The sequence below is a fragment of the Rhodococcus sp. OK611 genome, assembly GCF_003050885.1.
Taxonomy (GTDB): Bacteria; Actinomycetota; Actinomycetes; order Mycobacteriales; family Mycobacteriaceae; genus Rhodococcus_G; species Rhodococcus_G oryzae.
The window spans coordinates 99,582-123,612 of sequence record NZ_QAOZ01000004.1; the positions used below are offsets into that span (position 1 = coordinate 99,582).

The window sequence follows — 24,031 nt, forward strand, 5'->3', positions numbered from 1 at the left end:
AAAATGGGTATGCACTCTGGTTGTGTCCAGCCTGCAGCGAATACCTCAGAAGGGGAGGTCTCAGAATGGCCTGTCGCCCGCGATTGTCGCGCGCTCCATTTTCCGGACTGCCGGCCAGTAATCCTGCACCGCGTAGTGCTGCGTGGATCGGTTGTCCCAAATCGCGACGCTGTCCTTCGTCCAGGTCCAACGGACCTGATACTCGGGAATCGCCGCCCGACTTTTCAGGTAGTTGAGCAAATCGCTCGCGCCGGGTGAGTAATCTGCGCCGTAACGCACGCGGTCCGGGGTGTGGAAATTGGTGAAGTGCGTGGCGAAAACATTCACATAGAGGATCTCTTCCCCCGTATCGGGATGCGTGCGCACAACCGGATGCTCGGCATCGGGAAAGCGGTCTCGCAGCTGGTGTCTTTCTTCCAGTGGCTTAGCGGCACCGAAGACTGCCTCAAAACTGTGCCGGGCACGCAAGCACCGCACCTCATCCTTGACGTGATCCGGAAGCTCCCGATACGCCTCGACCATGTTGACCCAAATGGTGTCGCCACCGACTTCTGGCTTTTCCACGCAACGGAGGACGGAGCCCATGGAGGGGTGCTCGCGCCAGCTGGTATCGCTATGGTAGGCGTTCTCGTAGTGCCCCTCGCTTGAATTATCTTTGTACAGGAGAACCACACCCGAGTCAGCATCGGTGTTTGGGTGTCCGTCTTCGAGCGATCCGAACTTCTTCGCAAGCTCTACGTGTTCGGCACGTGTGATTTCCTGATTTCGGAGAAATAGCACTTTGTGCTTGAGGAGGAGCGTCCTCAGTTCGGCGAAGAGCGCATCGTTGCGAGTGATGTCCGGGATCTGTACGTCAAACAGCTCGGCACCGATGTGACGTGTCAACTGCTTCACTTGGATCAGGGGCTTCTCGGATTGCGCTGATTCCTCGACTTTGACGGCGTTGTGCATGGACGTGACTCCTTCGATTTCAGGCGGCGGGATAATCTTTCAGCTTGGCCTGTGATGCCGGGATCGCCGGCTGGATGCTCATCAGTTGCGGGCCAACAATGGGTGGATTCGCAGCTTCAGATGTCGAAACTGTAGCGGTCAGTCGCGATTAGAATTTGACCTCGTGTTGCATCTCGCTTGACGCGCTATTGCTCGGGGCGCGGACCTCGCCCGCGACGAACGGCGGGTTCGGGCGGCCTAGCGGATCAGCGCTGTGGCATCGCCGGCAGTTCCGGCGCCCAAAGGTTGATATGAACGCGACGGACACCGAGTTCACGGACACCGAGTTCACTGAGTGCCCGCGGTATCGCAGCTTCAGATCCTGGTCAGATTGTCATGGCAGGCTTGCTGGAGGTGGTGGTTGTCCCATGCCATGGCTGATGGCCATCGAAGTCCTGGCAAGCCCAGTGGCCTGCTGTATCCCGTCCAGCCTCGGCCTGTGGGAGCCGATCTGTCGAGGGAAAGGCAGATCCCGATTGCAAGGTTCACTGCTTGGGGACCGGTATCTGCCTATCCGCCAACGGTCACAGGCCGTCACGCGCTCGGCGCGGCAAATCAAGGCTATCCACAATCGCATCCACGAGGTACTCTCGACTGCCAATACGTGAACCTTCGAAGTCGCATAATCCCATCGCAGGAGGCAACTCTCTTATTGTGCCGCAATAGGGCAACTCCGTGGATCAGACTGAAGGCGAAGGCCCTCTGCCGTTCGACGATTACCGGAAAGACGCCGCGATGACACTGCTTGTTCGCAATGCCGCTCTGACCGGCTATCTGGATTTCATTCGGTCTCGGAAAGTTGACCCACTTCCATTGCTGAGGTCTGTAGGACTCCAGGCGGCTGATCTGGCTATGCCGAATCAGTGGATCGCCATCGACGCAGCCACTCAACTGCTCGAGCGATCTGCGGAGGCAACGGGCCTCGAGGATCTTGGAATTCGTCTGGCTGAAAATCGCAAGATGACCAATTTGGGTCCGATCAGCGTCGCCGCGCAGGGCGAACCGGATATGCGTGGCGTTCTGATGCTGCTCGGCAATTACCAGCACATTCGCAGCGAGGCCATCAGTATCCGAATCGCGGAAGCGGACGGCATCGCGAAGGTCCGGGTTGGCTTCGACGTTCGCCCCGATGGCGTATACAGGCAGTTTTCTGAGATGACTGTTTGGGCGCTTGTCCGTCTAATCAGGATCGTTGTCGGCAAAAATTGGAATCCGGTAACCATTTGCTTTACGCACGCCGCGCCGGTCGCCCGGACCCTTCACCTTCGAACCTTGGGCAACTCGGTCCAATTTGGCAATAATTTCAATGGGTTTGAATTCCATGCGTGCGATTTGGATATCCTGAACAGTCAGTATGACCCGCTATTTCAATCATTCGCGAAGGATTATATTGATACGATCGCTAGCCCGCGCCCAGTCGGTGACCTCGATCGCGTCCGTGAATTGATCGAGACGACTCTTCCGACCGGTCGGTGCTCATTGCAACACGTCGCGAAGACCCTGGGAGTCAACCGCGTCACGGTACATCGACTTCTTGCTCGATCGAACACGTCATTCTCGGAGATTGTGAACACCACCCGGGCGGAGTTGGCCCAAAAGTATGTCACCCAGCAGGCGCGCTCCCTGACGGATATCGCAGGACTGCTTGGATTTTCCGAACTCTCCGCGTTCTCGCGATGGTTTCGAACTGAGTTCGGATCCAGCCCGACGGTATGGCGGGCCGCACGATAGCACTTCGTGGTGGCGCATAGTGGGGAATGGAGTCGAGCGCGATGGACGCTGGTATCGATAGAAACTGCAGGCGGGCGGAGAGCGCTGTCTGGTGCTGCTTCGGCAGTGAAAGTTCTTGCCCTGGGTTAGCACCCGTTGCACGTCGACCAGGGGAGTCCGGATGAGTTTCGCCGAGGGCATCAACGCCCTAGCCACAAAGATCCGCGAGAAGAAGGCCGGTATCGAGACCGAGGAGGCGACGAAAAATGCCTTCATCATGCCGTTCATCTCATCGGTACTCGGTTACGACGTCTTCGACCCCAGCGAAGTGGTCCCGGAGTTCGTCGCCGACGTCGGCGTGAAGCGTGGCGAGAAGATCGACTACGCCATTCTGAAGAACGGCGAAGTTCGGATGCTGGTCGAGTGCAAGAAAGTCGGCGAGCCGCTGAACGTGAACCATGCGTCTCAGTTGTTCCGGTACTTTGCGGTCACTCAGGCGCGTATTGCGATCCTGACGAACGGTCAGGTGTACCAGGTGTACACCGATGGCGATGCCCCCAATGTGATGGATGCGAAGCCGTTCCTGGTCTTCGACCTTCTGGACATCGACCGCACTCTGATCCCCGAGATGCAGAAGCTGTCGAAGGAGTCGTTCGACCTGGATTCGGTGGTCAACGCAGCTGAGGAGCTCAAGTACATCGGCATGATCAAACGGGTCTTGGCAGGTGAGGTCAAGAACCCCAGCGACGATTGGATCAAGTACTTCGTGTCGCGGGCCTACGACGGTAAGGCCACTCAAAAGGTTGTGGAACAGTTCCGGCCCTTGGTCACCAAGGCCACCAGTCAGTACATCGGTGACCAGGTGAATGACCGGCTCAAGAATGCACTCGGAGGCGATGCGCCCAGCTTTGACGGGGTAGAGGCTCCCGCGCCGGCAGAATCGGTTGTGGCGGAAGCCGAGGCAGTACTTGGCAGTGCCCCGGATCCCGATATCACGACCACCGACGAGGAACTCGAAGGGTTCAACATCGTTCGGGCTATTGCTGTTTCCGAGGTCGCTCCGCAGCGGATCGTCCACCGGGACGCCAAGACGTACTTCGCGGTCCTGCTCGACGACAATAACCGGAAGCCGATCATCCGCCTGTACTTGAATGGCAAGAGCGTGAAGTACGTGATGACCTTCGAGGGTGGCAACAAGGCCGGAGTTCGGCACGATATCGGATCTGTCGTGGACATCTACAACGTTGCCGAGCAGATCAGGACCGTCATCCGCGAGTATGCAGGTGAGGGTGAACTGACTCCGGTCAGCTGAGGAAATGGGACGTGGCACCAACCGTTCGGGTTCGGTCGGTGCCACGTCGGTGGCGGGCCGTTCACGGACCCAGGTGTCCCGATCGCCGCCCCGGGATGAAGATCTTCACTGGACGGGGCTACCGGGACGGTGCTGGTCAGCGAGTTCCGCCAACGGCCGATGATCGGGACGCGCCGGCGAAGTTCCTCCGTCGGGAAAGGATGATCGCGGGATGGACCGATTCGTGCTGTGATTGTTTGTGTCAGACGGCGCTGCCGGCTGGGTCACGGCGGCGATCTTGGTAGGCCTTCGGAAGGCATAACGATGGGCATCATCGCCGATCCAATCCCCGGTGGCGACACGCTGCCGTTCCCACCACCCCCACCCGGCAGCATCGCCGGACGCACGATGCAGGAATCGACATATCGGCCACGACCGAAGGTGCGCCGACTGCCCGAAGACACACCCAACGTGCTGATCGTCTTGATAGACGACGCCGGACCAGGACTGCCGGACACCTTCGGTGGCGAGGTCCGCACCGACACCCTGAGCCGGATCTGCGCGGAGGGGGTGTCCTACAACCGATTCCACACGACTGCGATGTGCTCGCCGACGAGGGCGTCCCTGCTGACCGGCCGCAATCACCACCGCGTCGGCAACGGCCAGATCGCCGAGTTGGCCAACGACTGGGACGGCTATTCCGGACACATTCCCGGCTCCAGCGCCACCGCCGCGACGGTCCTGCGGCATTACGGCTACAGCACCGCCGCGTTCGGCAAATGGCACAACACCCCCGCGGAGGAGACCACCGCCGCTGGTCCGTTCGGCAACTGGCCGACCGGGCTGGGCTTCGACTACTTCTACGGATTTCTTGCCGGGGAGGCCTCCCAGTACGAACCCAACCTGGTCCGCAACACGACCCTCGTCGCGCCCCCGAAGACCCCCGCACAGGGCTACCACCTGAGCGCGGACCTCGCCGACGACGCGATCGACTGGCTGCGCAAACACAAGGCGTTCGACGCAGACAAGCCGTTCTTCCTGTACTGGGCGAGCGGCTGCCTACACGGGCCGCACCACATCATGAAGGACTGGGCCGACAGGTACGCGGGCAAGTTCGACGACGGCTGGGACGCCTACCGGCAGCGGGTCTTCGCACGGGCCAAGGATAAGGGATGGATCCCACCCGAGGCGGAGTTGACCGAACGGCACCCGGACATGGCGGGATGGGACGACATCCCCGACGACGAGAAACCGTTCCAGCGGCGGCTGATGGAGGTCGCGGCGGGGTTCGCAGAACACTGCGACGTCCAGGTCGGTCGCCTCGTCGATGAGGTGGACCGGCTCGGATATGGCGAGAACACCCTGATCTTCTACATCTGGGGCGACAACGGATCCTCCGGCGAGGGACAGAACGGGACCATCTGCGAACTGATCGCCCAGAACGGCATCCCCACCACCGCGGCGCAGCACATCGCCGCGCTCGACCAACTAGGCGGACTCGACGCGCTGGGGTCCCCGAAGACCGAGAATCAGTACCACGCCGCCTGGGCCTGGGCGGGCAGCACGCCGTTCAAGGGACTCAAGCTGCTTGCCTCACACCTCGGCGGCACCCGCAACCCGCTGGCGGTCCGCTGGCCGGCGACCATCACCCCCGACCCGGTGCCACGCGACCGCTTCCTGCATTGCAACGACATCGTCCCCACCATCTACGACATCGTGGGGATCGCCCCGCCCCGGGTGGTGGACGGATTCCCGCAGGACCCCCTCGACGGAGCCGGTTTCGCGGAGACCCTCCTCGACCGCGACGCGCCCGGCGGCAAACGCACGCAATACTTCGAGGTCATGGGCAGCCGCGCCATCTACCACGACGGCTGGATGGCGTCGGCATTCGGCCCGCGAGTGCCGTGGCTGCCCGGCCTGCCGCCAGGCATCACCGACTGGACCCCCGACGACGACGTGTGGGAGCTCTACCACCTCGACGACGACTTCACCCAGAACCACGATCTCGCCGCGCAACGCCCAGACAAACTCGCCCAGCTTAAGGAGATCTTCGCGATCGAAGCGGCGAAGAACCACGCACTCCCGATCGGCGGCGGACTGTGGGTGCCGGTCCTGCACCCGGACCAACGCATCACCCCGCCCTACACACGGTGGGAGTTCCCCGGGCCCATCACTCGGATGCCCGAGTTCTGTGCCCCCGCGTTGGGCAACAAGAACAACCGCGTCACCCTCGAAGTCAGCATCCCGGACCAGGCGGACGGTGTCCTCTACGCGCTCGGCGGCGCCGGCGGCGGACTGACCTGCTACCTCGACGACGGGTACCTCTGCTTTGAGTACAACCTGTTCATCCTCATGCGCACCAAGATCCGGTCGGCGACCGCAGTGACCACCGGCAGGAAGACAATCGAGACAATCACCGAATTCACCGAACCGCGGCCCGGCGGGCCGCTGCACATCACCGTCTGCGTCGATGGTGAACAGGTCGCCGACGGCATCGTCCCGATCAGTGTGCCCCTGATCTTCACCGCCAACGAATGCCTCGACATCGGCACCTGTCTCGGCTCGCCGGTGTCTCTGGATTACTACGACCGGGCGCCGTTCCCGTTCACCGGCCACATCGAGAAGATGCTGGTCGAATACATCTGAGCGGTCAGATAGGGGGGCATAGCGAATCCCTACTGATCCCGGGTACAGGTGGCGGGCCGTTCAGCGCCCCGGGCCGCCGATCGGTCGTATCGTCGAGACAGACCCCGATTGGAGGCCGACATGGACATGCCGCCCGAGGCTCGTCGCCACATCGCAGAGGATCACATCGCCTGGTTGACCACCGTTACCGACAGCGGAGCGCCGGCACCGAACCCGGTCTGGTTCGTGCCGGACGGTGACGATCTGGTGGTGTTCAGCGCCCCTGGATCGCGGAAGGTGCACAACATCGCCGAGCGACCGACGGTCACCCTGAATTTCAACTCCGACCCGCACGGCGCCGACATCGTCGTCATCAACGGCACCGCGTCGGCGACGCCGAACAAGAAGTCGAGCGGCCTGCGTGCCTACCTCGACAAGTACGAGGCCAGCATCACCGGCGAGCTGGGGACCACGGTCGAGGAGATCGACCGGATCTACAGCACCGAACTGCGGATCACGCCGACCCGGGTGCGCCTGACGCCTCCGGCCTGACGGCGCCGAGTAGCAGACCGGGTGCGGCGGGCAGGCGGCCACCGCCGCACCGCCGCGTCGCTGGGTGGGGGCAGGATGGCCACATGGCATCGGAACACCCCGAGGAATTCGTCGGCGAGGACTTCTCGGACGCGCGTTTGCCGCGTCAGAATTGGCAGGATCGGCACTACACCGGCTGCAACTTCCGTGACGCGGACCTGAGTGAGCTGCGCACGGAACGGGTGGTGTTCACCGACTGCGATTTCACCGGCGCGGACCTGTCCGGTTCGCATCACACCGTGACGGCGTTCCGGTCCTGCACCTTCACTCGGACGCGGCTGTGGCACAGCGTGTTCCGGAGTTCCAGCCTGCTCGGTTCCAACTTCCAGGACTGCCGCATCCGGCCGATCGAGTTCGACGAGGTGGACTTCACGCTCGCCTCGCTCGGCAAGGCCGACCTTCGTGGGGTCAACCTCACCGACTGTCGACTGCGCGAGGCCAACCTCGTCGACGCCGACCTGCGGCAGGCCGTGCTGCAGTCCGTCGACCTGTTCGGCGCCCGCACCAGCGGCCTGCGGCTCGAGGGTGCGGACCTGCGCGGTGCGCACGTCGACGCCGCGCTGTGGACGAGTGCCAAGCTGGACCAGGCGAAGATCGAGATGACGCAGGCGATCGCGATGGCCGCCGCGCACGGATTGATCGTCGAGCCCTAGCGACTCCCGTCCGCCGCGATGTCGGCGTCCTCGGTCGCGATGGCAACCAGGTCCGCCGGTTCGGCGAGATGCCCGCAGTCGCACACGAGACGAGAGGTCACGGTCCCGCCGCACCTGGCATGGTGGAACCGGAGAGCGCCGCCCGTGCTCGCGTAGCGGTCGCCCCATTGCATCAAGGCGATCAGGGCGGGTAACAGTGCGCGGCCCTTGGGGGTGAGCACGTCCTCGTCCCTGGTGCGCGAACCCTCCTCCTGATAGGGCCGCCGCTCGAGCAGCTCCTCGTCGACGAGCCCCTTCAATCGCGAGCTCAACGCGGCCTGGGGGATCTCGAGGTCCGCCCGCATCTCATCGAATCGCGTCACGCCGTAATGCGCCTCGCGCAGCACGAGCAGGAAGTCGCCGACACCCGCTTCCTGACGGCCGGACGGACCTGGGCGGAGCTGAAGCCCGTCTTGTACCCCGAGGGCTGACGGGCCCTGCGCCTCAGCGCACGAACTCGCGCGCCAGCAAGTCCATCAGTAGCCCGTCGTCCCAGGTGCCTTCCTTGTTCTTCTCGTACTCGCGCATCACCCCAACGTCCTTGAAGCCCACCTTGCGGTAGCAGGCGATCGCGGGGGTGTTGGCGAGCTTCGGGTCGATGACCAGCCGGTGGAACCCGTGGTCATCGATCAGATGAGCGCAGATGACCCGCACCACCTCGGTGCCGAGGCCCCGGCCCTGCGTCCCCGACGAGAGGAACAGGTCCAGCCCGGCGTGCCGGTAGTCGGGGTCCGGTTCGCAGTACCACTGGGCGAAGCCGATGACCTGGTCGTCCTCCAGCACGGTGTACTTGACGGTGTCCGGCTCCTCGACCTCGGGCCAGTCGTCGTCGGGAATCTGCCACCATCTGCGGACGTCGGGCTGGCGGTGGATCTCGCGCAGCCGGTCGCGGTGTTCGGGGCGGATCGCGGTCAGCACCACCCTCGGGCCGACGAGATCGGGTGCCTGTTCGGGAGTCGTTGCCATGCCATCCAGTCATACCTGAAACAATGGTGGCCGTGACTGCGACGATCCTGGATGGCAAGGCAACCCGCGACGAGATCTTCATCGATCTCAAAGCCCGAGTGGATGCGCTCAAGGCAAAGGGCATCACGCCCGGGCTGGGCACCGTCCTGGTCGGCGACGACCCCGGATCCGCCGCCTACGTGCGCGGTAAGCACAACGACTGCGCCAAGGTGGGGATCACCTCGATCCGGCGCGACCTGCCCGCCGACATCACCCAGGCCCAGCTCGAGGCCACCATCGACGAGCTCAACGCCAACCCCGAGTGCACCGGGTACATCGTGCAGCTGCCGCTGCCCAAGCACCTGGACGAGAACGCCGCGCTCGAGCGGATCGACCCGGGCAAGGACGCCGACGGGCTGCACCCGGTGAACCTGGGCCGGCTGGTGCTGGGCAAGGAGGCACCGCTGCCCTGCACCCCCCGCGGCATCGTGCACCTGCTCCGTCGTTACGAGGTGCCGATCAACGGTGCGCACGTGGTGGTCGTCGGCCGTGGCATCACCGTCGGCCGGCCGATCGGTCTGCTGCTGACCCGTCGCAGCGAGAACGCCACGGTCACCCTCTGCCACACCGGAACCAAGGACCTCGCGGCCGAGGTCGAGCGCGCCGACATCATCGTCGCGGCGGCCGGGGTTCCGGGACTGATCACCGCGGACATGGTCAAGCCGGGCGCCGCGGTGCTCGATGTGGGTGTCAGCCGGACCGCCGACGGTCTGCGCGGTGACGTCGACGACAGCGTCCGCGAGGTCGCGGGGTTCATCTCACCGAACCCGGGCGGCGTCGGGCCGCTGACGCGAGCCTTCCTGCTGACCAACGTCGTGGAGCGCGCGGAGCGGCTCGCAGCGGGCTCCGAGTAGAACCCGGCGATGACCGCTCAGACGTCCGCACCGACGGCGAACCGTTGGGTGCGCTTCGCTCGTAAGAACCTGCCCCTGTTGGCGGTGTTCACTGTGGTGCTCGTCGCGGTGGTCTTCGTGCTCGCCGACCGATGGCGTCGCGGTGCCTTCGTATTCGGGCTGGCGACGCTGCTGGCCGCCGGATTCCGGCTGTGCCTGCCCACCGAGCGGGTTGGGCTGCTCGCGGTCCGGGGTCAGCGCTTCGACGTGGGGGCGCTGACCGCGGTCGGCGCCGCGATCGTGTGGCTGGCGGTCTCGATCGATCCGTTGGGCACCGACTGAGGGGTGCCCTGATCGGGGCGCCCGTGGTTGCGGGCGCCGCGAGCGCGGTGCTGCCGCCGTCACGGCGGCAGCACCGCATCACGCCACTGCGGTGTTCACCCTGCTGGCCCTGGCCAGCGTCAAGGTCTCGTCGACCAGCGAGGTGACCCAGTCGACCTCGGTGAGGAAGCCGTCGTGCCCGGCGTCGGACCGCGCGACCCGCAGGCCTGCGCAGCCCGGCAGCAGGTCCGCCATCTCCTGGAGATGGCGCAGCGGCATGATCCGGTCCGAGTCGATGGCCCCGACGACCACCGGGACCGGGGTCGACGCCAGCGCGGCCGCGATCCCGCCGCGGTTGCGACCGACGTCATATCGGCAGACGACCTCGCTGAGCGCAACGTAGGAGCCGGCGTCGAAGCTCGACACCAGCCTGTCCGCGCAGTACTCGAGGTAGCTCTGCACCGCGAACCGGCCGCCGCGCCAGATGTCCTCGCCCTGCTGTGCCGCGTTCTCGAACTGCAGGTCCAGGGCCTCCTCGCCGCGGTACGACAGATGCGCGAACCGGCGGGCGATGCTCAGCCCGGAATCCGGGCTCCTGCCGGTGCCGTAGTAGTCGCCGCCCTGCCAGTTCGGATCCGTGGTGATGGCGTCGATCTGGGTGGTCTGGCCGCCGATCTGGTCCGCGGTGGAGCGCGGACCGATCGCAAGGGCAAGGGCCGAGCCGATGCGGTCGGGGTGGCCGATCGTCCATTCGAGGACGCGCATGCCGCCCATCGAACCGCCGACGACGGAGGCGAATTGCCTGATGCCGAGCGCGTCGGCCACGGCGACCTCGGCCGCGACCTGGTCGCGGACGGAGATCAGGGGGAAGCGTGATCCCCATGGCTTTCCGTCGGGTGCGAGCGAGCTCGGTCCGGTGGTGCCGCGGCAGCCGCCGAGCACGTTGGTGGCCATCACACACCATTCGTTGGTGTCGATGGGGGCACCGGCGCCGACCATGCCGTTCCACCAGCCCGGCGACGGGTGCTCGTCGTCGGCGGGCCCTGTGACGTGCGAGTCGCCGGTCAGGGCGTGCTCGACGAGCACGATGTTGTCGAGCTCCGGGCTGGGGGTGCCCCAGCATTGCAGGGCGACGGTGACGTCCGGGAGGACACCACCGCCCTCCAGCTGGAGCGTGCCGATGCGGATCTCGGTCAGACACCCGTTCGTCGGTGGAAACGCGACGACGCTGCGGGTGACCGACTCAGCGGTGACCGCCATCACGGTGGCGTCGGTCGCGAGCTGCTCGACGGGGGTGCTGAGGTTGATCGTTGGTGTTGACACGGCGGGAATGTTATCGATCAAGCGTCCAGGATGAGGGCAATCCGGAAACTTTTCGCTGGCATGAATCCGGGTTGGCCGCCCGCGGCCCCGATGCTGTCGATTTTGGCCAGAGCCGGCGGTCTCGCGGAGTAGCTTGGTGACCCGTTCGGCCTCGGTGAGGTGGCCGACAGTCCATCCGTACGGCCCCGCGAGATTCGCCCTATTCAGCGGAGCTACGGCCCGCCCGGGCCAGCGCCATGGTCTCGCCGAGCAGCTTGGTGACCCATTCGGCCTCGGTGAGGAAGCCGTCGTGGCCGTAGCGGGAGTTCACCACGCGAAGCCCGTCGCACCCGGGCAGATGCTGGGCGAGTTCCTCCTGCTGGCGCAGTGGGTAGAGCCGGTCGGAGTCGACGCCGCCGACGATGACAGGGACGGGGGTGGAGGCCAGTGCGGCCTCGATGCCGCCGCGGCCGCGGCCGACGTCGTGACGGTTCATCGCCTCGGTGAGCAGCACGTAGGTGCCGGGGTCGAAGCGGGCGACCAGCTTGTCGGCCTGGTGCTCGAGGTAGCTCTCCACCGCGTAGCGGCCGCCCTGCCAGGTGTCCTCGCCTGGTTGTGTGGCGTTGCCGAATCGGGTGTCGAGTTCGTCCTCGGTGCGGTAGGTCAGGTGCGCGATCCGTCGGGCGATCCCGAGTCCGGCGCGTGGCACCCGTCCCGTGCCGTGATAGTCGCCGCCCTGCCAGTCGGGGTCGGCGGTGATCGCGGCGATCTGGGTGGTCTGGGTGCCGATCTGGTCCGCGGTCGCCCGCGCCCCGACCGCGAGAATCAGGGCGGACCGGACGCGGTCGGGGTGGCCGACAGTCCATTCGAGGGTCCGCATGCCGCCCATCGAGCCGCCGACCACCGCCGCGAATTGGTCGATGCCCAGCGCGTCTGCGAGCGCGAGTTCCGCCTCGACCTGGTCGCGGATGGAGATCTCCGGAAAGCGTGATCCCCAGGCCCGGCCGTCCGGGTCGAGCGAGGCGGGACCGGTGGTGCCGCGGCAGCCGCCGAGGACGTTGGTGGCCAGTACGCACCATTCGTCGGTGTCGATGGGGGCGCCGGGGCCGATCATGCCGTTCCACCAGCCCGGCGACGGGTGCTCGTCGTCGACGGGACCGGAGACGTGTGAGTCGCCGGTCAGGGCGTGTTCGACGAGCACGATGTTGTCGAGGTCGGCGTTCGGCTCACCCCAGGCCTGCACGGCGAGGGTGGCATCGGGCAGGACGACGCCGTTCTCCAGTCGGAGTGCGCCGATACCGATGCCCGTCAACCGCCCGTTCGGCGGCGGGAACCCCGCGAGGGCCGGTCGGGCTCCCCGCGAAGGCCGCGCCGAACGGGCGTCTGACTCGGAGCGCACTGTCAAGATGCCGCCGCCGCGAGACCGGCCTCGAGATCGGCCAGGATGTCGTCGATGCCCTCGATGCCGACGGCGAGCCGCACCAGGCCCGGGGTCACGCCCGATGCCAGCTGCTCCTCGGGGGTCAGCTGCGAGTGCGTCGTGGAGGCGGGGTGGATGACGAGCGAACGCACGTCGCCGATGTTGGCGACGTGGCTGTGCAGGGTGAGGGCGTTGACGAAATTCTTGCCCGCGTCGACCCCGCCGGCCAGCTCGAACGCCACGATCGCGCCCGCACCCTTCGGTGCGAGCTGCTGGCCGCGCTCGTACCAGGGCGAGGAGGGCAGGCCGGCATAGGCGACCGAGGTGACCTCGGGCCGGGCCTGCAGGAACTCGGCGACCCGCTGGGCGTTCTCGACGTGCCGCTCGATACGCAGGCTCAGCGTCTCCAGGCCCTGGCTGATGAGGAAGGCATTGAACGGCGAGACCGCTGCGCCCACGTCGCGCAGGAGCTGCACGCGGGCCTTGAGCGCGAACGCGGGCGCGCCGAGGTCCGCGAACACCGCGCCGTGGTAGCTGGGATCGGGCGTGGTGAAGTTCGTGTGCCTGCCCTGGGTCCAGTCGAAGTTGCCGCCGTCGACGATGACGCCCGCGATCGCCGTGCCGTGGCCGCCGAGGTACTTCGTCGCGGAGTGCACCACGATGTCCGCGCCGTGCTCGAGCGGCCGGATCAGGTACGGGGTGGCGACCGTGTTGTCCACGATCAGCGGGATGCCGTTCTCGTGCGCCACGGCCGAGACACCGGGGATGTCGAAGACGTCGTTCTTCGGGTTGGAGATGGTCTCGCCGAAGAAGGCCTTGGTGTTCGGCTGGATGGCCGCACGCCACTGTTCGAGGTTGTCGGGGTCCTCCACGAAGCTGACCGTGATGCCGAGCTTGGGCAGCGTGTAGTGGAAGAGGTTGTAGGTGCCGCCGTACAGGCGCGGGCTGGAGACGATGTGGTCGCCTGCCTCGGCCAGGTTGAGGATGGCGAAGGTCTCCGCGGCCTGACCCGAGGCCAGCAGGAGTGCCGCGACACCGCCCTCGAGCGCGGCGATCCGCTGCTCGACCGCGTCCTGGGTCGGGTTCATGATCCGGGTGTAGATGTTGCCCGGTTCGGCCAGACCGAACAGTGCCGCCGCGTGATCGGTGTTGTTGAACGTGTACGAGGTGGTCTGGTAGATCGGCAAGGCGCGGGCGTTGGTGGTCGCGTCGGACGTCTGGCCCGCGTGGATCTGCTTGGTCTCGAAGCTCCAGGCCGCGGTCGGGTCGGTGACGGGGGTGTTCTCGCTCATGTGTTGTCTACTCCAAGAAATTGGGGAGATCGGCGCAGCTCAGGCGCCAGGGGGCAAGAGTGGGTCCTATCTGCGACAACAACACATGGTGAACCTCCGGTGGGTCGTGGCCCGGTTTGTGGGTCCGTCCCGACGGACCCGCGCTTGTCATCCGAACTGTTTCTCGGACAACCCGGTCATCACCCGGGGCACCCCACCGCGGATGGAGGGTTGCCGACCAGCTAGCCGGGGCTTGATGCTGGCACTCATGACCGCCCTCGATATTAGCGGCTCGGATCGAACGGTCGACAGCTAGGGCGGCGTTTCGGTGTGACCGAGGCCCCTGCGAGACACGGCGACGGCGGGTGACCTGCATTACAGGGCTAGGCTCCTGGTCGCCATCATCAAGTTCTTGGCATCGCCCGAGTTTCGAGTACCTCGCAGGGAGACCGATAGTGAAAGCCGCCGCCACGGCGCTGACCCGAGGTCTCACCGCCCGGCACATCCGGTTCATCGCACTCGGCTCCGCGATCGGGACGGGACTCTTCTACGGCTCCGCCGCGGCGATCCAACAGGCCGGTCCGTCGGTCTTGCTGGCCTACCTGATCGGTGGCCTGGCGGTGTACATCGTGCTCCGCGCCCTCGGCGAGATGGCCGTGAGCAATCCGGTGTCGGGCTCCTTCGGCGAGTACGCGAGCAAGCACCTCGGGCCACTGGCCGGGTTCATGACGGGGTGGACGTACACCTTCGAGATGATCGTCGTCTGCCTCGCGGACGTGACCGCATTCGGCGTCTACATGGGGTTCTGGTTCCCCGACGTGCCGCGGTGGATCTGGGTGCTGGCGATCGTCTTCTTCATCGGCGCGATCAACCTGCTCAGCGTCAGGGTGTTCGGCGAGCTCGAGTTCTGGTTCACGCTGATCAAGGTCGCGGCGATCGTGGCGATGATCGCCGCGGGTGTGGCGATCCTGATCTTCGGCTTCGGGATCCACGACACCAGTACGGGGATCAGCCAGCTGTGGTCCGAGGGCGGGTTCTTCGCGACCGGCTTCGGCGGCTTCGTCGGCTGCTTCGCGATCGTCGTCTTCGCCTTCGGCGGGACCGAGATCATCGGTGTCACCGCGGGCGAGGCGCAGGATCCCGAGCGGACCATCCCGCGCGCGGTCAACACGGTGCCGATCCGGATCATGCTGTTCTACGTGCTCACACTTGCGGTGATCATGGCGATCAACCCGTGGCAGAGCATCGGCACCGACGGCAGCCCCTTCGTGCAGATCTTCGAGGGCCTCGGCATCGGCCCCGCCGCGACCGTGCTGAACATCGTGGTGATCACGGCGGCGCTGTCGGCGATCAACAGCGACATCTTCGGCGCAGGCCGGATGATGTTCGGCATGGCGCAACGCGGGCAGGCGCCCGCGATCATGCGGCGGGTCTCGCGCAACGGCGTGCCGTGGATGACGGTGGTCATCATGATCGTGGCCCTGCTGGTCGGGGTGCTGTTGAACTACGCGATCCCGGAGTCCGTCTTCCTCGTGATCGCCTCCATCGCCACCTTCGCCACGATCTTCGTCTGGCTGATGATCCTGTTGTCGCAATACCGGTCGCGGCGCCGGATGAGCGCGGAGGAGACGGCGGAGCTGAAGTTCCCGGTGCCGTTCTGGCCGTACGGGCAGATGTTGGCGCTCGCCTTCCTGGTCTTCGTGATCGTCGTCCTCGCCTTCTCCGCGGACACCAGGGTGGCGCTGGTGGTCGGGGCCGTGTGGCTGATCCTGCTCACCCTCGCCTACTTCCGCTTCGTCCGTCCGCAGCCGGAATCGGAGCCGGAACTCGTGCATCAGCCGTCCTGACGGCGATTCCCCCGCGCCGCGCCCGATTCGGCGGGAGGATGTGAGCAGCAGCTCGCTTCCCGACGGAGGAGCCCGCGGTGGACAGTCCCGGACCGGTCTTGGTCGGCGTCGGCCCCCTGACGCCAGGCCAGGTGCTGCGTGTGGCCCGTTCCGACGCCGCGGTGGGACTGTCGGATCAGGCCGTCTCGGCCATGGCGGCGACCAGGGCGCACATCGAGGCGCTCGCGAGGGACTTCGGTCCGGTGTACGGCGTGTCCACCGGTTTCGGCGCGCTGGCCACCCGGCACATCCCGCCGGAGCTGCGGGCCCAGCTACAGCGCAGCCTGATCCGTTCGCACGCCGCGGGGAGCGGTCCGGAGGTCGAACGCGAGGTGGTACGCGCGATGATGCTGCTGCGCCTGGCCACGCTGGCGACCGGGCGCACCGGCGCACGACCCGCGGTGGCGCACACCTACGCCGCGTTGCTGTCGGCCGGGATCACGCCCGTGGTCCCCGAATTCGGTAGCCTCGGCTGCTCGGGCGACCTCGCACCGCTCGCGCACATCGCGCTCGCGGTGACCGGGGAGGGCCTGGTCCGAGACGCCGCGGGGCAGCAGTTGCCTGCCGCCGATGCGCTGGCAGCGGCGGGGATCTACCCGCTGGCCCTCGAGGAGAAGGAGGGCCTCGCGCTCATCAACGGCACCGACGGGATGCTCGGCATGCTGGTGCTCGCCTGCGACGACCTGCGCCGGTTGTTGCCGCTGGCCGACATCACCGCCGCGATGAGCGTCGAGGGGCTGCTCGGCACGGACCGCGTGTTCGCCGCCGATCTCCAGGCGTTGCGGCCGCATCCCGGACAGGCCGCGGCGGCGGCGAACATGGTCCGGCTGCTGGCGGGCTCGGAGATCGTCGCCAGCCACGCCACCCCCGACTGCCCCTTGGTCCAGGACGCCTACTCGCTGCGGTGCGCGCCGCAGGTCGCGGGCGCCGCAAGGGACACCCTCGCGCACGCCGAACGGGTCGCGGCGTGCGAACTCGCGAGCGCCATCGACAACCCGGTGGTGACCCTCGACGGCCGGGTCGAGTCCAACGGCAACTTTCACGGGGCGCCGGTGGCATACGTGCTGGACTTCCTCGCGATCGTCGTCGCGGATGTGGCCAGCATGAGTGAGCGCCGCACCGATCGGTTCCTCGACACCGCGCGCAGCCACGGGCTGCCGCCGTTCCTGGCCGACGATCCGGGGGTGGACAGCGGGCACATGATCGCGCAGTACACCCAGGCCGCGATCGTCTCGGAGCTCAAGCGGCTGGCGTCGCCTGCGAGCGTTGACTCGATCCCGTCCTCGGCCATGCAAGAGGATCACGTGTCGATGGGATGGTCGGCCGCGCGCAAGCTCCGCCACTCGATCGACGGTCTGACCCGGGTGCTCGCGATCGAGGCGCTCACCGCGGCGCGCGGGCTCGACCTGCGGGCCCCGCTGCGTCCGTCGCCCGCGACCGCCGCGGTGCGGGACGCGATCCGGGCCCGCGTCGGCGGACCCGGCCCGGACCGGTTCCTCGCCCCCGAGATCGGGGCCGCCGTCGAGCTGGCGGCCTCGGGTGCGCTGCTGCGCAGCGCCGAGATGCTGGTCGGGGACCTCGCCTGAGTCGACCGGGATCGGGTAGCCGACTACCCGTGACCTGCACGGCGCCGGGGCACAGCATGGGTATGCGGGCGGACCCGAGTCGTTGTGAACGAGGTGGTCGTCATGGCTGTTTCCCGCGCCGTGCCGACCGAGCGCGCGACGAGCGATGAGGAAGCGTTGGTCGCCTCGATCTGGGTGACACGCGTTCGCTGGTCCCTCGTGGCCGACCGTCTCAAGAGGCGTATCGACATCGCCCGCGCGGCCGTGCTCTACCTCGGCGCCGCGGGCGCGATCGCAGCGACGTCGACCGCGACCTTCCTGAGGACGGCCGACGTGGCCAGGGTCCCGGTGGCGGCGTTCGGCGCGGTGTGCCTGGCCATCGCGGCCGTCGTGACGGCCTTCCTGCTCACGCCCGACGCGGTCCGTCGCTGGACCAGGGCTCGGGCCGCCTCGGAGGGCATCAAGCAACTGGTGCTGAGGTTTCGGGCCGGGGCGGTTCCCTTCGACGGCGCGGACGCGCCCGCGCGACTGGCAGCGGAGGTCGCGGAGATCGAGGAGGCCGTCGAGGACCTGTTGGCCTCTGTCGCCGAGTTCGCCGAGTTCGCCGAGTTCGCCGAGTTCGGCGAGGACGACGCGGAGGTCCGCGACGCCGTGGTTCCTGGACCGATGACACCGGGGGACTACGTCCGGGATCGGGTGCAGAGTCAGATCACCGAGTACTACCGACCCAGGGCCTGCGCGTACGCGGGGCGGGCCCTGCGCCTGCGACGGGTGGCGCTCGGGTTGAGCGTGGCGACCGCGAGCGTCGCCGCCGTTGTCACGGTTCTCGCCGGCGACGCCGACACCTCGGCGGGTGACCAACCGTCATCCGGCCTCGCACCGTGGGTGGCCGTGCTGACGACGCTCGGGGGAGCGGTTGCGGCTCACCGGCCGGCAGCAGGTACGACTACCTCGCGATGAGCTATTCCGCCTGTGCGGGTCGGCTGGGCAGGCGCGTGAACGAGTGGCGGACAAGCGGATCGCCCACCGACCCGGCCGCGTGGAAGGCCTTCGTCGACGACTGTGAGGGCGCGATCTCGGCGGAGAACGCGAGCTGGATGGCCAAGTGGTCCGAGCGAAGACCCGACGTCGACTAGGCCTCGGCCGGCGGCGCCCGCCAGGTGACGACGCGATGGATCAGCCTCGCCGCGGTTCGTGCGGTCCGGTTGTCGAAGTCGAGCTTCGGATTGAGCTCCGCGATGTCGAGCACTGCGAGCTTGCCGCTACGCGCGACGATGTCGCACACCCGCTGGATCACCTCGAGCGGCACCCCGAACGCCGCGGGGGCGCTGACGCCGGGTGCGACGGACGCGGGCAGGACGTCCAGGTCGATGGTCAGGTGCACCAGGTCGGCCGTCCGGAGGAACTCGTCGACGAACGACTCCACGGCGGGCAGGTTCGCCGTGCCGCAATCGTCGTCGAGCAGGTACCGCACGCCGAGTGATACGGCGCGCGTGAACAGCGCCGCGGTGTTGCTCGGCTGCGCGATGCCCAGCACCGCGTAGTTCAGCAGCCGACCGCGCTCCGCCTCGGCGTCGGCCATCTGCCGGAACGGTGTCCCGGAGTTCGGCGCGGGATCGTCGCGGAGATCGAAGTGCGCGTCCAGGTTCAGCACCCCGAGCCGCGCGCCCGACATGCCCGCCGCCGAGGTCGACAGCCCGAGATAGCTTCCGTAGGCGACCTCGTGCCCACCACCGAGCACCGCGACGAAATGGCCTGCGTCGAGCAGCCCGGCCACCACATCGCCGAGCCGCCGCTGCCCGTCCTCGAGGTGACCGACGGCGACCGCCACATCGCCCGCGTCGAACACCCGGATCGGCGCCGCGAGTGCCATCGACGCCAGCGCGTGGCGCAGGGCGGTCGGACCCCTCGCGGCCCCCGGTCGGCCTCGGTTCCGCCGTACGCCCTCGTCGCTGCGGAAGCCGACAAGAACGGTTGCCCCCGGCGCGATGCCGGCATGGAAAGCGGACATCGCCGAATGCCAGCGCAGGTGCTCGGGGCCGGGGCCGTCGTCGCGTCCCGACCAGGCGCCGGGAATGAGGTCCACCTTCGTCATCGTCGGTACCCGTCCTTCCACACCTCGTGGACCAGCGGCACACCCGGCCGGTAGGCCAGGTGCAGGTGCGTGGGCGCGTCCAGCGCGATCAGGTCGGCCCTGGCCCCGACCCGAATGTGTCCGATGTCGTTGCGCCGCAGCGCCGCGGCGCCGCCCGCCGTCGCGGCCCAGACTGCCTCGTCCGGACTCATGTGCATCTCGCGTACCGCAAGGGCGATACACAGCGGAATGCTGGTCGTGTAGCTCGTGCCGGGGTTGCAGTCCGAGGCCAGCGCGACGGTGACGCCTGCATCGAGCAGGGTCCTGGCGTCGGGATACCGGTTGCGGGTGGAGAAGTCGGCGCACGGCAGCAGCGTCGCGACCGTCTCGCCCGATGCCAGCGCCTCGACATCCTCGCCGGTCACGAAATTCACGTGGTCGACGGAGGCGGCGCGTAGCTCGACGGCGAGTCGGACCCCGGGGCCGGGGCCGAGCTGGTTGCCGTGCACCCGTGCCGTGAGGCCGGCGGCGATGCCCGCCTCGAGCACCGCCCGCGACTGGTGCTCGTCGAATGCCCCTGTCTCGCAGAACACGTCTATCCACCTGGCGTTCGGCGCGCACGCCGGAATCATCTCCGTGCACACCATCCGCACGTACGCATCGGTGTCGCCTTCGAACTCGGGCGGAGTCAGGTGCGCGGCCAGCAGCGTCGTCTCGGGCGTGACCTCCGCGGCCACCTCGAGGCTCCGCAGTTCGTCGACGACCGACTGCCCGTATCCCGACTTGCATTCGATCGTGGTGGTGCCCGAGCGGACGGACTCGGCCACCAGTCGCGCGGCGGTCGCGCTCAACTCGGCGTCCGTCGCGCCGCGGGTTGCCGCGACGGTGGTGCGGATGCCGCCCGCGGCGTAGGCGGTGCCCGCCATCCGGGCGGCGAACTCCTCGGCCCGTTCGCCGCCGAAGACAAGATGCGCGTGGCTGTCGACGAACCCGGGCAGCGCGGCCCGGCCGTCGAGGTCCACGGTGGCGTCCGCGCTGCCCTGCGGGATGTGGGCACGTGCGCCCACCCACTGGACGACGCCGTCACCCAGCACCACGGCGGCGTCACGGATGAGCCCGAGCCTGCCCTCGCCGGCCTCCGGGTCGTTGGTGACCAGGGTGCCGATGTTGTCGACGACCACCCAGGGGCTGATGCTCACGGCACTAGCCCTCCCACATCGGGACGCGCAGGCCGCGGGCGGTCGCCACCCCGGCCGCGGCGGGGTAGCCGGCGTCGACGTGCCGGATGACGCCGGTGGCCGGGTCGTTGGTGAGCACCCGCTCGAGCTTGCGCGCGGCCAGTTCGGTGCCGTCGGCGATGCACACCTGGCCGGCGTGGATGGACCGTCCCATACCGACTCCGCCGCCCTGGTGGATGGACACCCACGAGGCCCCGGACGCGGTGTTGACCAGCGCGTTGAGCAGCGGCCAGTCGGCGATGGCGTCCGATCCGTCGGCCATCGACTCGGTCTCCCGGTACGGGGACGCCACCGAGCCGGCGTCGAGGTGGTCACGGCCGATGGCCAGCGGCGCGGACACCTCGCCGGACGCGACCATCTCGTTGAATCTCAGGCCGGCCCGGTGGCGTTCGCCGTAGCCGAGCCAGCAGATGCGCGCGGGCAGGCCCTCGAAACGGACCTTCTCGCCCGCGAGTGTGATCCACCGACGCAGGTGTTCGTCGTCCGGGAAAAGGTCGACGACGGCCCTGTCGGTGGCCGCGATGTCGGCGGGGTCGCCGGACAGCGCGACCCAGCGGAACGGGCCACGGCCCTCCTCGAACAGGGGGCGGATGTACGCGGGCACGAAGCCGGGGAAATCGAACGCCCGGTCGTAGCCGCCGCGCCGCGCCTCGTCGCGGATCGAGTTGCCGTAGTCGAAGACCTCGGCGCCCGCGTCCTTGAACCCGACCATGGCCTCGACGTGCGCGGCCATGGACTCGCGGGCCTCGGTCGTGAACCAGTCGGGGTCCTTCTCGGCCATCCTGTGCCAGTCCTCGACGGCGATCCCGACCGGCAGATAGCTCAGCGGGTCGTGCGCGGAGGTCTGATCGGTGACGATGTTTATCGGCGCGTTCATCGCGAGCAGTCGCGGCACCACCTCGGCCGCGTTGCCGAGCAGTCCGATCGACAGCGGGCGGCGCTCGTGGCGGGCGAGGACGGCCATCTCCAGCGCCGATTCGACGCTCTCGGTCTTCGCGTCGAGGTAGTGATGCGCGATGCGGCGATTGATCCGGTCCGGGTCGCACTCGACGCAGATCGCGACACCGCCGTTCATGGTCACCGCCAGCGGCTGCGCCCCGCCCATGCCGCCCAGCCCGGCGGTCAGGGTGATCGTGCCTGTCAGCGAGCCCCCTCTGTGCTCATACCGACCAGAGGCCGCGAGCTTGCGGGCGACCGCAGCGAACGTCTCGTAGGTGCCCTGCAGGATGCCCTGGCTGCCGATGTAGATCCAGGAGCCTGCGGTCATCTGGCCGTACATGATCAGGCCGAGCGCCTCGAGCCGGCGGAACTCCTCCCAGTTCGCCCAGTCGCCGACCAGGTTGGAGTTGGCGATCAGGACCCTCGGTGCCCATTCGTGGGTGCGCAGAACCCCCACCGGCTTGCCCGACTGCACCAGCAGCGTCTCGTCGTCGGCCAGCGTCCGCAGCGTCCGCACGATCGCGTCGAAGCACGCCCAGTTGCGGGCGGCGCGGCCGGTGCCGCCGTAGACGACCAGGTCGTCGGGGCGCTCGGCCACTTCCGGGTCCAGGTTGTTCATCAGCATCCGGAGGGCGCCCTCCTGCTGCCACCCCCGGCAGGTCAGGGTGTTGCCGCGCGGGGCGCGGACCGGTCGTGGACCGGCGTCGGCACGTTCGGTCATCTCGATCTCCCCTCGATGACGTCCGCCCACTCATCACACTCCGTCGGAACCGGGTTGGCCAGAGTTCGGCGGAATCGGCGCCGAGGTCACGGCCCGAATCCGCGCTTGAGCTGCGCAAAGCTACCGATCGGTAGGTTCGCCGGGGCCGGGCCAGCGGTTGCGTCCGAGTCGCTTAGCAGTACGCTCGTCTTGTTTGGTGCGGATCGACCCGGTTCGCACGGGTTGTATAGATTACTGATTGAGTCGTTCGTGGTCTCGCTCACAAAGCGGGGCCCGAGCCGTGTGACCAGGGGAAACTTCCTAGGAGGACGCGAATACCACATGTCCAAGATCAAGGTTGAAGGCACTGTCGTCGAACTCGACGGCGATGAGATGACCCGCATTATCTGGCAGTTCATCAAGGACAAACTGATCCATCCGTACCTGGATGTGAATCTCGAGTACTACGACCTCGGTATCGAATACCGCGACAAGACCGATGACCAGGTCACGATCGATGCCGCGAACGCGATCAAGAAGCACGGCGTCGGCGTCAAGTGCGCCACCATCACGCCGGACGAGGCTCGCGTCGAGGAGTTCGGCCTCAAGAAGATGTGGCGTTCCCCCAACGGGACCATCCGCAACATCCTCGGCGGCACGATCTTCCGCGCGCCGATCATCATCTCGAACGTTCCGCGACTGGTTCCGGGCTGGACCAAGCCGATCATCATCGGCCGTCACGCGTTCGGTGACCAGTACCGCGCCACCGACTTCAAGGTGCCCGGTCCCGGCAAGGTGATGATCACCTACACGCCCGAGGACGGCAGCGAGCCGATCGAGCACGAGCTGGTGAACTTCCCCGAGGGCGGCGGCGTCGTCCAGGGGCAGTACAACTTCACCTCGTCCATCACGGACTTCGCGCGGGCCTCGCTCAACTACGGCCTGCAGCAGAACTACCCGGTATACCTCTCCACGAAGAACACCATCCTCAAGGCGTACGACGGCGCGTTCAAGGACATCTTCCAGCATGTCTACGAGACCGAGTTCAAGTCCGAGTTCGACGCGGCGGGCCTGACCTACGAGCACCGCCTCATCGACGACATGGTGGCTTCCGCACTCAAGTGGGAGGGCGGCTACGTCTGGGCATGCAAGAACTACGACGGCGACGTCCAGTCGGACACCGTCGCCCAGGGCTTCGGCTCGCTCGGACTGATGACGTCGGTGCTGCTGACGCCGGACGGAAAGACCTGTGAGGCGGAGGCCGCGCACGGCACCGTCACCCGGCACTTCCGCCAGCACCAGCAGGGCAAGCCCACCTCGACCAACCCCATCGCGTCCATCTTCGCGTGGACCCGGGGTCTCGAGCACCGCGGCAAGCTGGACAACACCCCCGAGGTGATCGCGTTCGCGCAGCAGCTCGAGGACGTCGTCATCAAGACCGTCGAGGGTGGTCAGATGACCAAGGACCTCGCGTCCCTCGTCGGCGGCGACCAGGGCTACCTCACCACCGAGGAGTTCCTCGGTGCGCTGGACGAGAACATGCAGAAGGCCAGCCGATAGCGGAGGCCGCAGGGAGTC

21 protein-coding genes and 1 riboswitch are annotated in these 24,031 nt (G+C 67.2%); of the genes, 12 read left to right on the forward strand and 9 right to left on the reverse strand.

The window, feature by feature from the left end:
* Positions 1-60: 60 nt before the first annotated feature.
* Positions 61-951, reverse strand: a complete 891-nt coding sequence (locus tag C8K38_RS06170) for a TauD/TfdA dioxygenase family protein (RefSeq protein ID WP_097210437.1) — start codon at positions 949-951, stop codon at positions 61-63.
* 714 nt (positions 952-1,665) lie between these two features.
* Between C8K38_RS06170 and C8K38_RS06175 the strand changes: the two genes are divergently transcribed.
* From C8K38_RS06175 to C8K38_RS06195, 5 genes are all read left to right on the forward strand, one after another.
* Positions 1,666-2,721, forward strand: coding sequence for an AraC family transcriptional regulator (locus C8K38_RS06175; protein WP_143548383.1), 1,056 nt, complete (start codon positions 1,666-1,668; stop codon positions 2,719-2,721).
* Between the two features lie 160 nt (positions 2,722-2,881).
* Positions 2,882-4,012: a type I restriction endonuclease gene (locus C8K38_RS06180; RefSeq protein WP_097210439.1), complete on the forward strand. Its 1,131-nt coding sequence runs from the start codon at positions 2,882-2,884 to the stop codon at positions 4,010-4,012.
* Between the two features lie 303 nt (positions 4,013-4,315).
* Positions 4,316-6,637, forward strand: coding sequence for an arylsulfatase (locus C8K38_RS06185; RefSeq protein WP_257017078.1), 2,322 nt, complete (start codon positions 4,316-4,318; stop codon positions 6,635-6,637).
* A 120-nt stretch (positions 6,638-6,757) separates the two neighbouring features.
* Positions 6,758-7,168 (forward strand): pyridoxamine 5'-phosphate oxidase family protein, encoded by a 411-nt coding sequence (locus C8K38_RS06190; RefSeq protein WP_143548384.1) that lies wholly within the window; start codon positions 6,758-6,760, stop codon positions 7,166-7,168.
* A gap of 83 nt (positions 7,169-7,251) precedes the next feature.
* Positions 7,252-7,860: a pentapeptide repeat-containing protein gene (locus tag C8K38_RS06195; protein WP_097210441.1), complete on the forward strand. Its 609-nt coding sequence runs from the start codon at positions 7,252-7,254 to the stop codon at positions 7,858-7,860.
* Here the strand turns inward: C8K38_RS06195 and C8K38_RS06200 are convergent.
* Positions 7,857-8,222, reverse strand: coding sequence for a winged helix-turn-helix transcriptional regulator (locus C8K38_RS06200; RefSeq protein ID WP_179800458.1), 366 nt, complete (start codon positions 8,220-8,222; stop codon positions 7,857-7,859). The two genes, C8K38_RS06195 and C8K38_RS06200, sit on opposite strands and share 4 nt — an antisense overlap.
* A gap of 121 nt (positions 8,223-8,343) precedes the next feature.
* A complete protein-coding gene (locus C8K38_RS06205; RefSeq protein WP_179800459.1) occupies positions 8,344-8,865 on the reverse strand; it encodes a GNAT family N-acetyltransferase in 522 nt (173 codons plus the stop codon).
* A gap of 32 nt (positions 8,866-8,897) precedes the next feature.
* Here C8K38_RS06205 and C8K38_RS06210 point away from each other — a divergent pair, with 32 nt between their 5' ends.
* Positions 8,898-9,758 carry a bifunctional methylenetetrahydrofolate dehydrogenase/methenyltetrahydrofolate cyclohydrolase gene (locus tag C8K38_RS06210; protein WP_179800460.1) on the forward strand — a complete coding sequence of 287 codons (861 nt, stop codon included), beginning with the start codon at positions 8,898-8,900 and terminating at the stop codon, positions 9,756-9,758.
* A 9-nt stretch (positions 9,759-9,767) separates the two neighbouring features.
* Positions 9,768-10,079, forward strand: coding sequence for a DUF3017 domain-containing protein (locus tag C8K38_RS06215; protein ID WP_097210444.1), 312 nt, complete (start codon positions 9,768-9,770; stop codon positions 10,077-10,079).
* A 78-nt stretch (positions 10,080-10,157) separates the two neighbouring features.
* On the opposite strand, the gene metX (C8K38_RS06220) is transcribed toward C8K38_RS06215, so the two are convergent.
* The 3 genes from metX (C8K38_RS06220) to C8K38_RS06230 all read right to left on the reverse strand — a co-directional run bounded on the left by metX (C8K38_RS06220) (position 10,158) and on the right by C8K38_RS06230 (position 14,072).
* Positions 10,158-11,318: a homoserine O-acetyltransferase MetX gene (metX, locus tag C8K38_RS06220; RefSeq protein WP_097210653.1), complete on the reverse strand. Its 1,161-nt coding sequence runs from the start codon at positions 11,316-11,318 to the stop codon at positions 10,158-10,160.
* Positions 11,319-11,580: 262 nt separating this feature from the next.
* A complete protein-coding gene (gene metX, locus C8K38_RS06225; RefSeq protein WP_441346759.1) occupies positions 11,581-12,765 on the reverse strand; it encodes a homoserine O-acetyltransferase MetX in 1,185 nt (394 codons plus the stop codon).
* Positions 12,762-14,072, reverse strand: a complete 1,311-nt coding sequence (locus tag C8K38_RS06230) for a bifunctional o-acetylhomoserine/o-acetylserine sulfhydrylase (protein ID WP_097210446.1) — start codon at positions 14,070-14,072, stop codon at positions 12,762-12,764. Before C8K38_RS06230 ends, metX (C8K38_RS06225) begins: the two co-directional genes overlap by 4 nt.
* 135 nt (positions 14,073-14,207) lie before the next feature.
* A riboswitch (SAM riboswitch) is annotated at positions 14,208-14,325 on the reverse strand.
* 181 nt (positions 14,326-14,506) lie between these two features.
* On the opposite strand from C8K38_RS06230, the gene C8K38_RS06235 reads away from it, so the two are divergent.
* From C8K38_RS06235 to C8K38_RS06250, 4 genes are all read left to right on the forward strand, one after another.
* Positions 14,507-15,898 carry an amino acid permease gene (locus C8K38_RS06235; protein ID WP_097210447.1) on the forward strand — a complete coding sequence of 464 codons (1,392 nt, stop codon included), beginning with the start codon at positions 14,507-14,509 and terminating at the stop codon, positions 15,896-15,898.
* A 77-nt stretch (positions 15,899-15,975) separates the two neighbouring features.
* On the forward strand, positions 15,976-17,523 hold the full coding sequence (gene hutH / locus C8K38_RS06240) for a histidine ammonia-lyase (RefSeq protein ID WP_097210448.1): 1,548 nt from the start codon (positions 15,976-15,978) through the stop codon (positions 17,521-17,523).
* A 102-nt stretch (positions 17,524-17,625) separates the two neighbouring features.
* Positions 17,626-18,462, forward strand: coding sequence for a DUF4231 domain-containing protein (locus C8K38_RS06245; protein ID WP_143548385.1), 837 nt, complete (start codon positions 17,626-17,628; stop codon positions 18,460-18,462).
* Entirely contained in the window at positions 18,459-18,638 is a 180-nt protein-coding gene (locus C8K38_RS06250) for a hypothetical protein (RefSeq protein ID WP_097210450.1), read from the forward strand. Before C8K38_RS06245 ends, C8K38_RS06250 begins: the two co-directional genes overlap by 4 nt.
* Here the strand turns inward: C8K38_RS06250 and hutG are convergent.
* The 3 genes from hutG to hutU are packed head-to-tail and all read right to left on the reverse strand — an operon-like array spanning position 18,635 to position 22,474.
* Positions 18,635-19,597, reverse strand: coding sequence for a formimidoylglutamase (gene hutG / locus C8K38_RS06255; protein WP_097210451.1), 963 nt, complete (start codon positions 19,595-19,597; stop codon positions 18,635-18,637). The genes C8K38_RS06250 and hutG overlap by 4 nt on opposite strands.
* On the reverse strand, positions 19,594-20,769 hold the full coding sequence (hutI, locus tag C8K38_RS06260) for an imidazolonepropionase (protein WP_097210654.1): 1,176 nt from the start codon (positions 20,767-20,769) through the stop codon (positions 19,594-19,596). The genes hutG and hutI overlap by 4 nt, the downstream gene beginning before the upstream one ends.
* Before the next feature lie 10 nt (positions 20,770-20,779).
* Complete coding sequence (hutU, locus tag C8K38_RS06265; RefSeq protein WP_097210452.1) at positions 20,780-22,474, reverse strand: urocanate hydratase; 1,695 nt, start codon at positions 22,472-22,474, stop codon at positions 20,780-20,782.
* Positions 22,475-22,795: 321 nt separating this feature from the next.
* Between hutU and C8K38_RS06270 the strand changes: the two genes are divergently transcribed.
* Entirely contained in the window at positions 22,796-24,013 is a 1,218-nt protein-coding gene (locus C8K38_RS06270) for an NADP-dependent isocitrate dehydrogenase (RefSeq protein ID WP_097210453.1), read from the forward strand.
* Positions 24,014-24,031 lie beyond the last annotated feature (18 nt).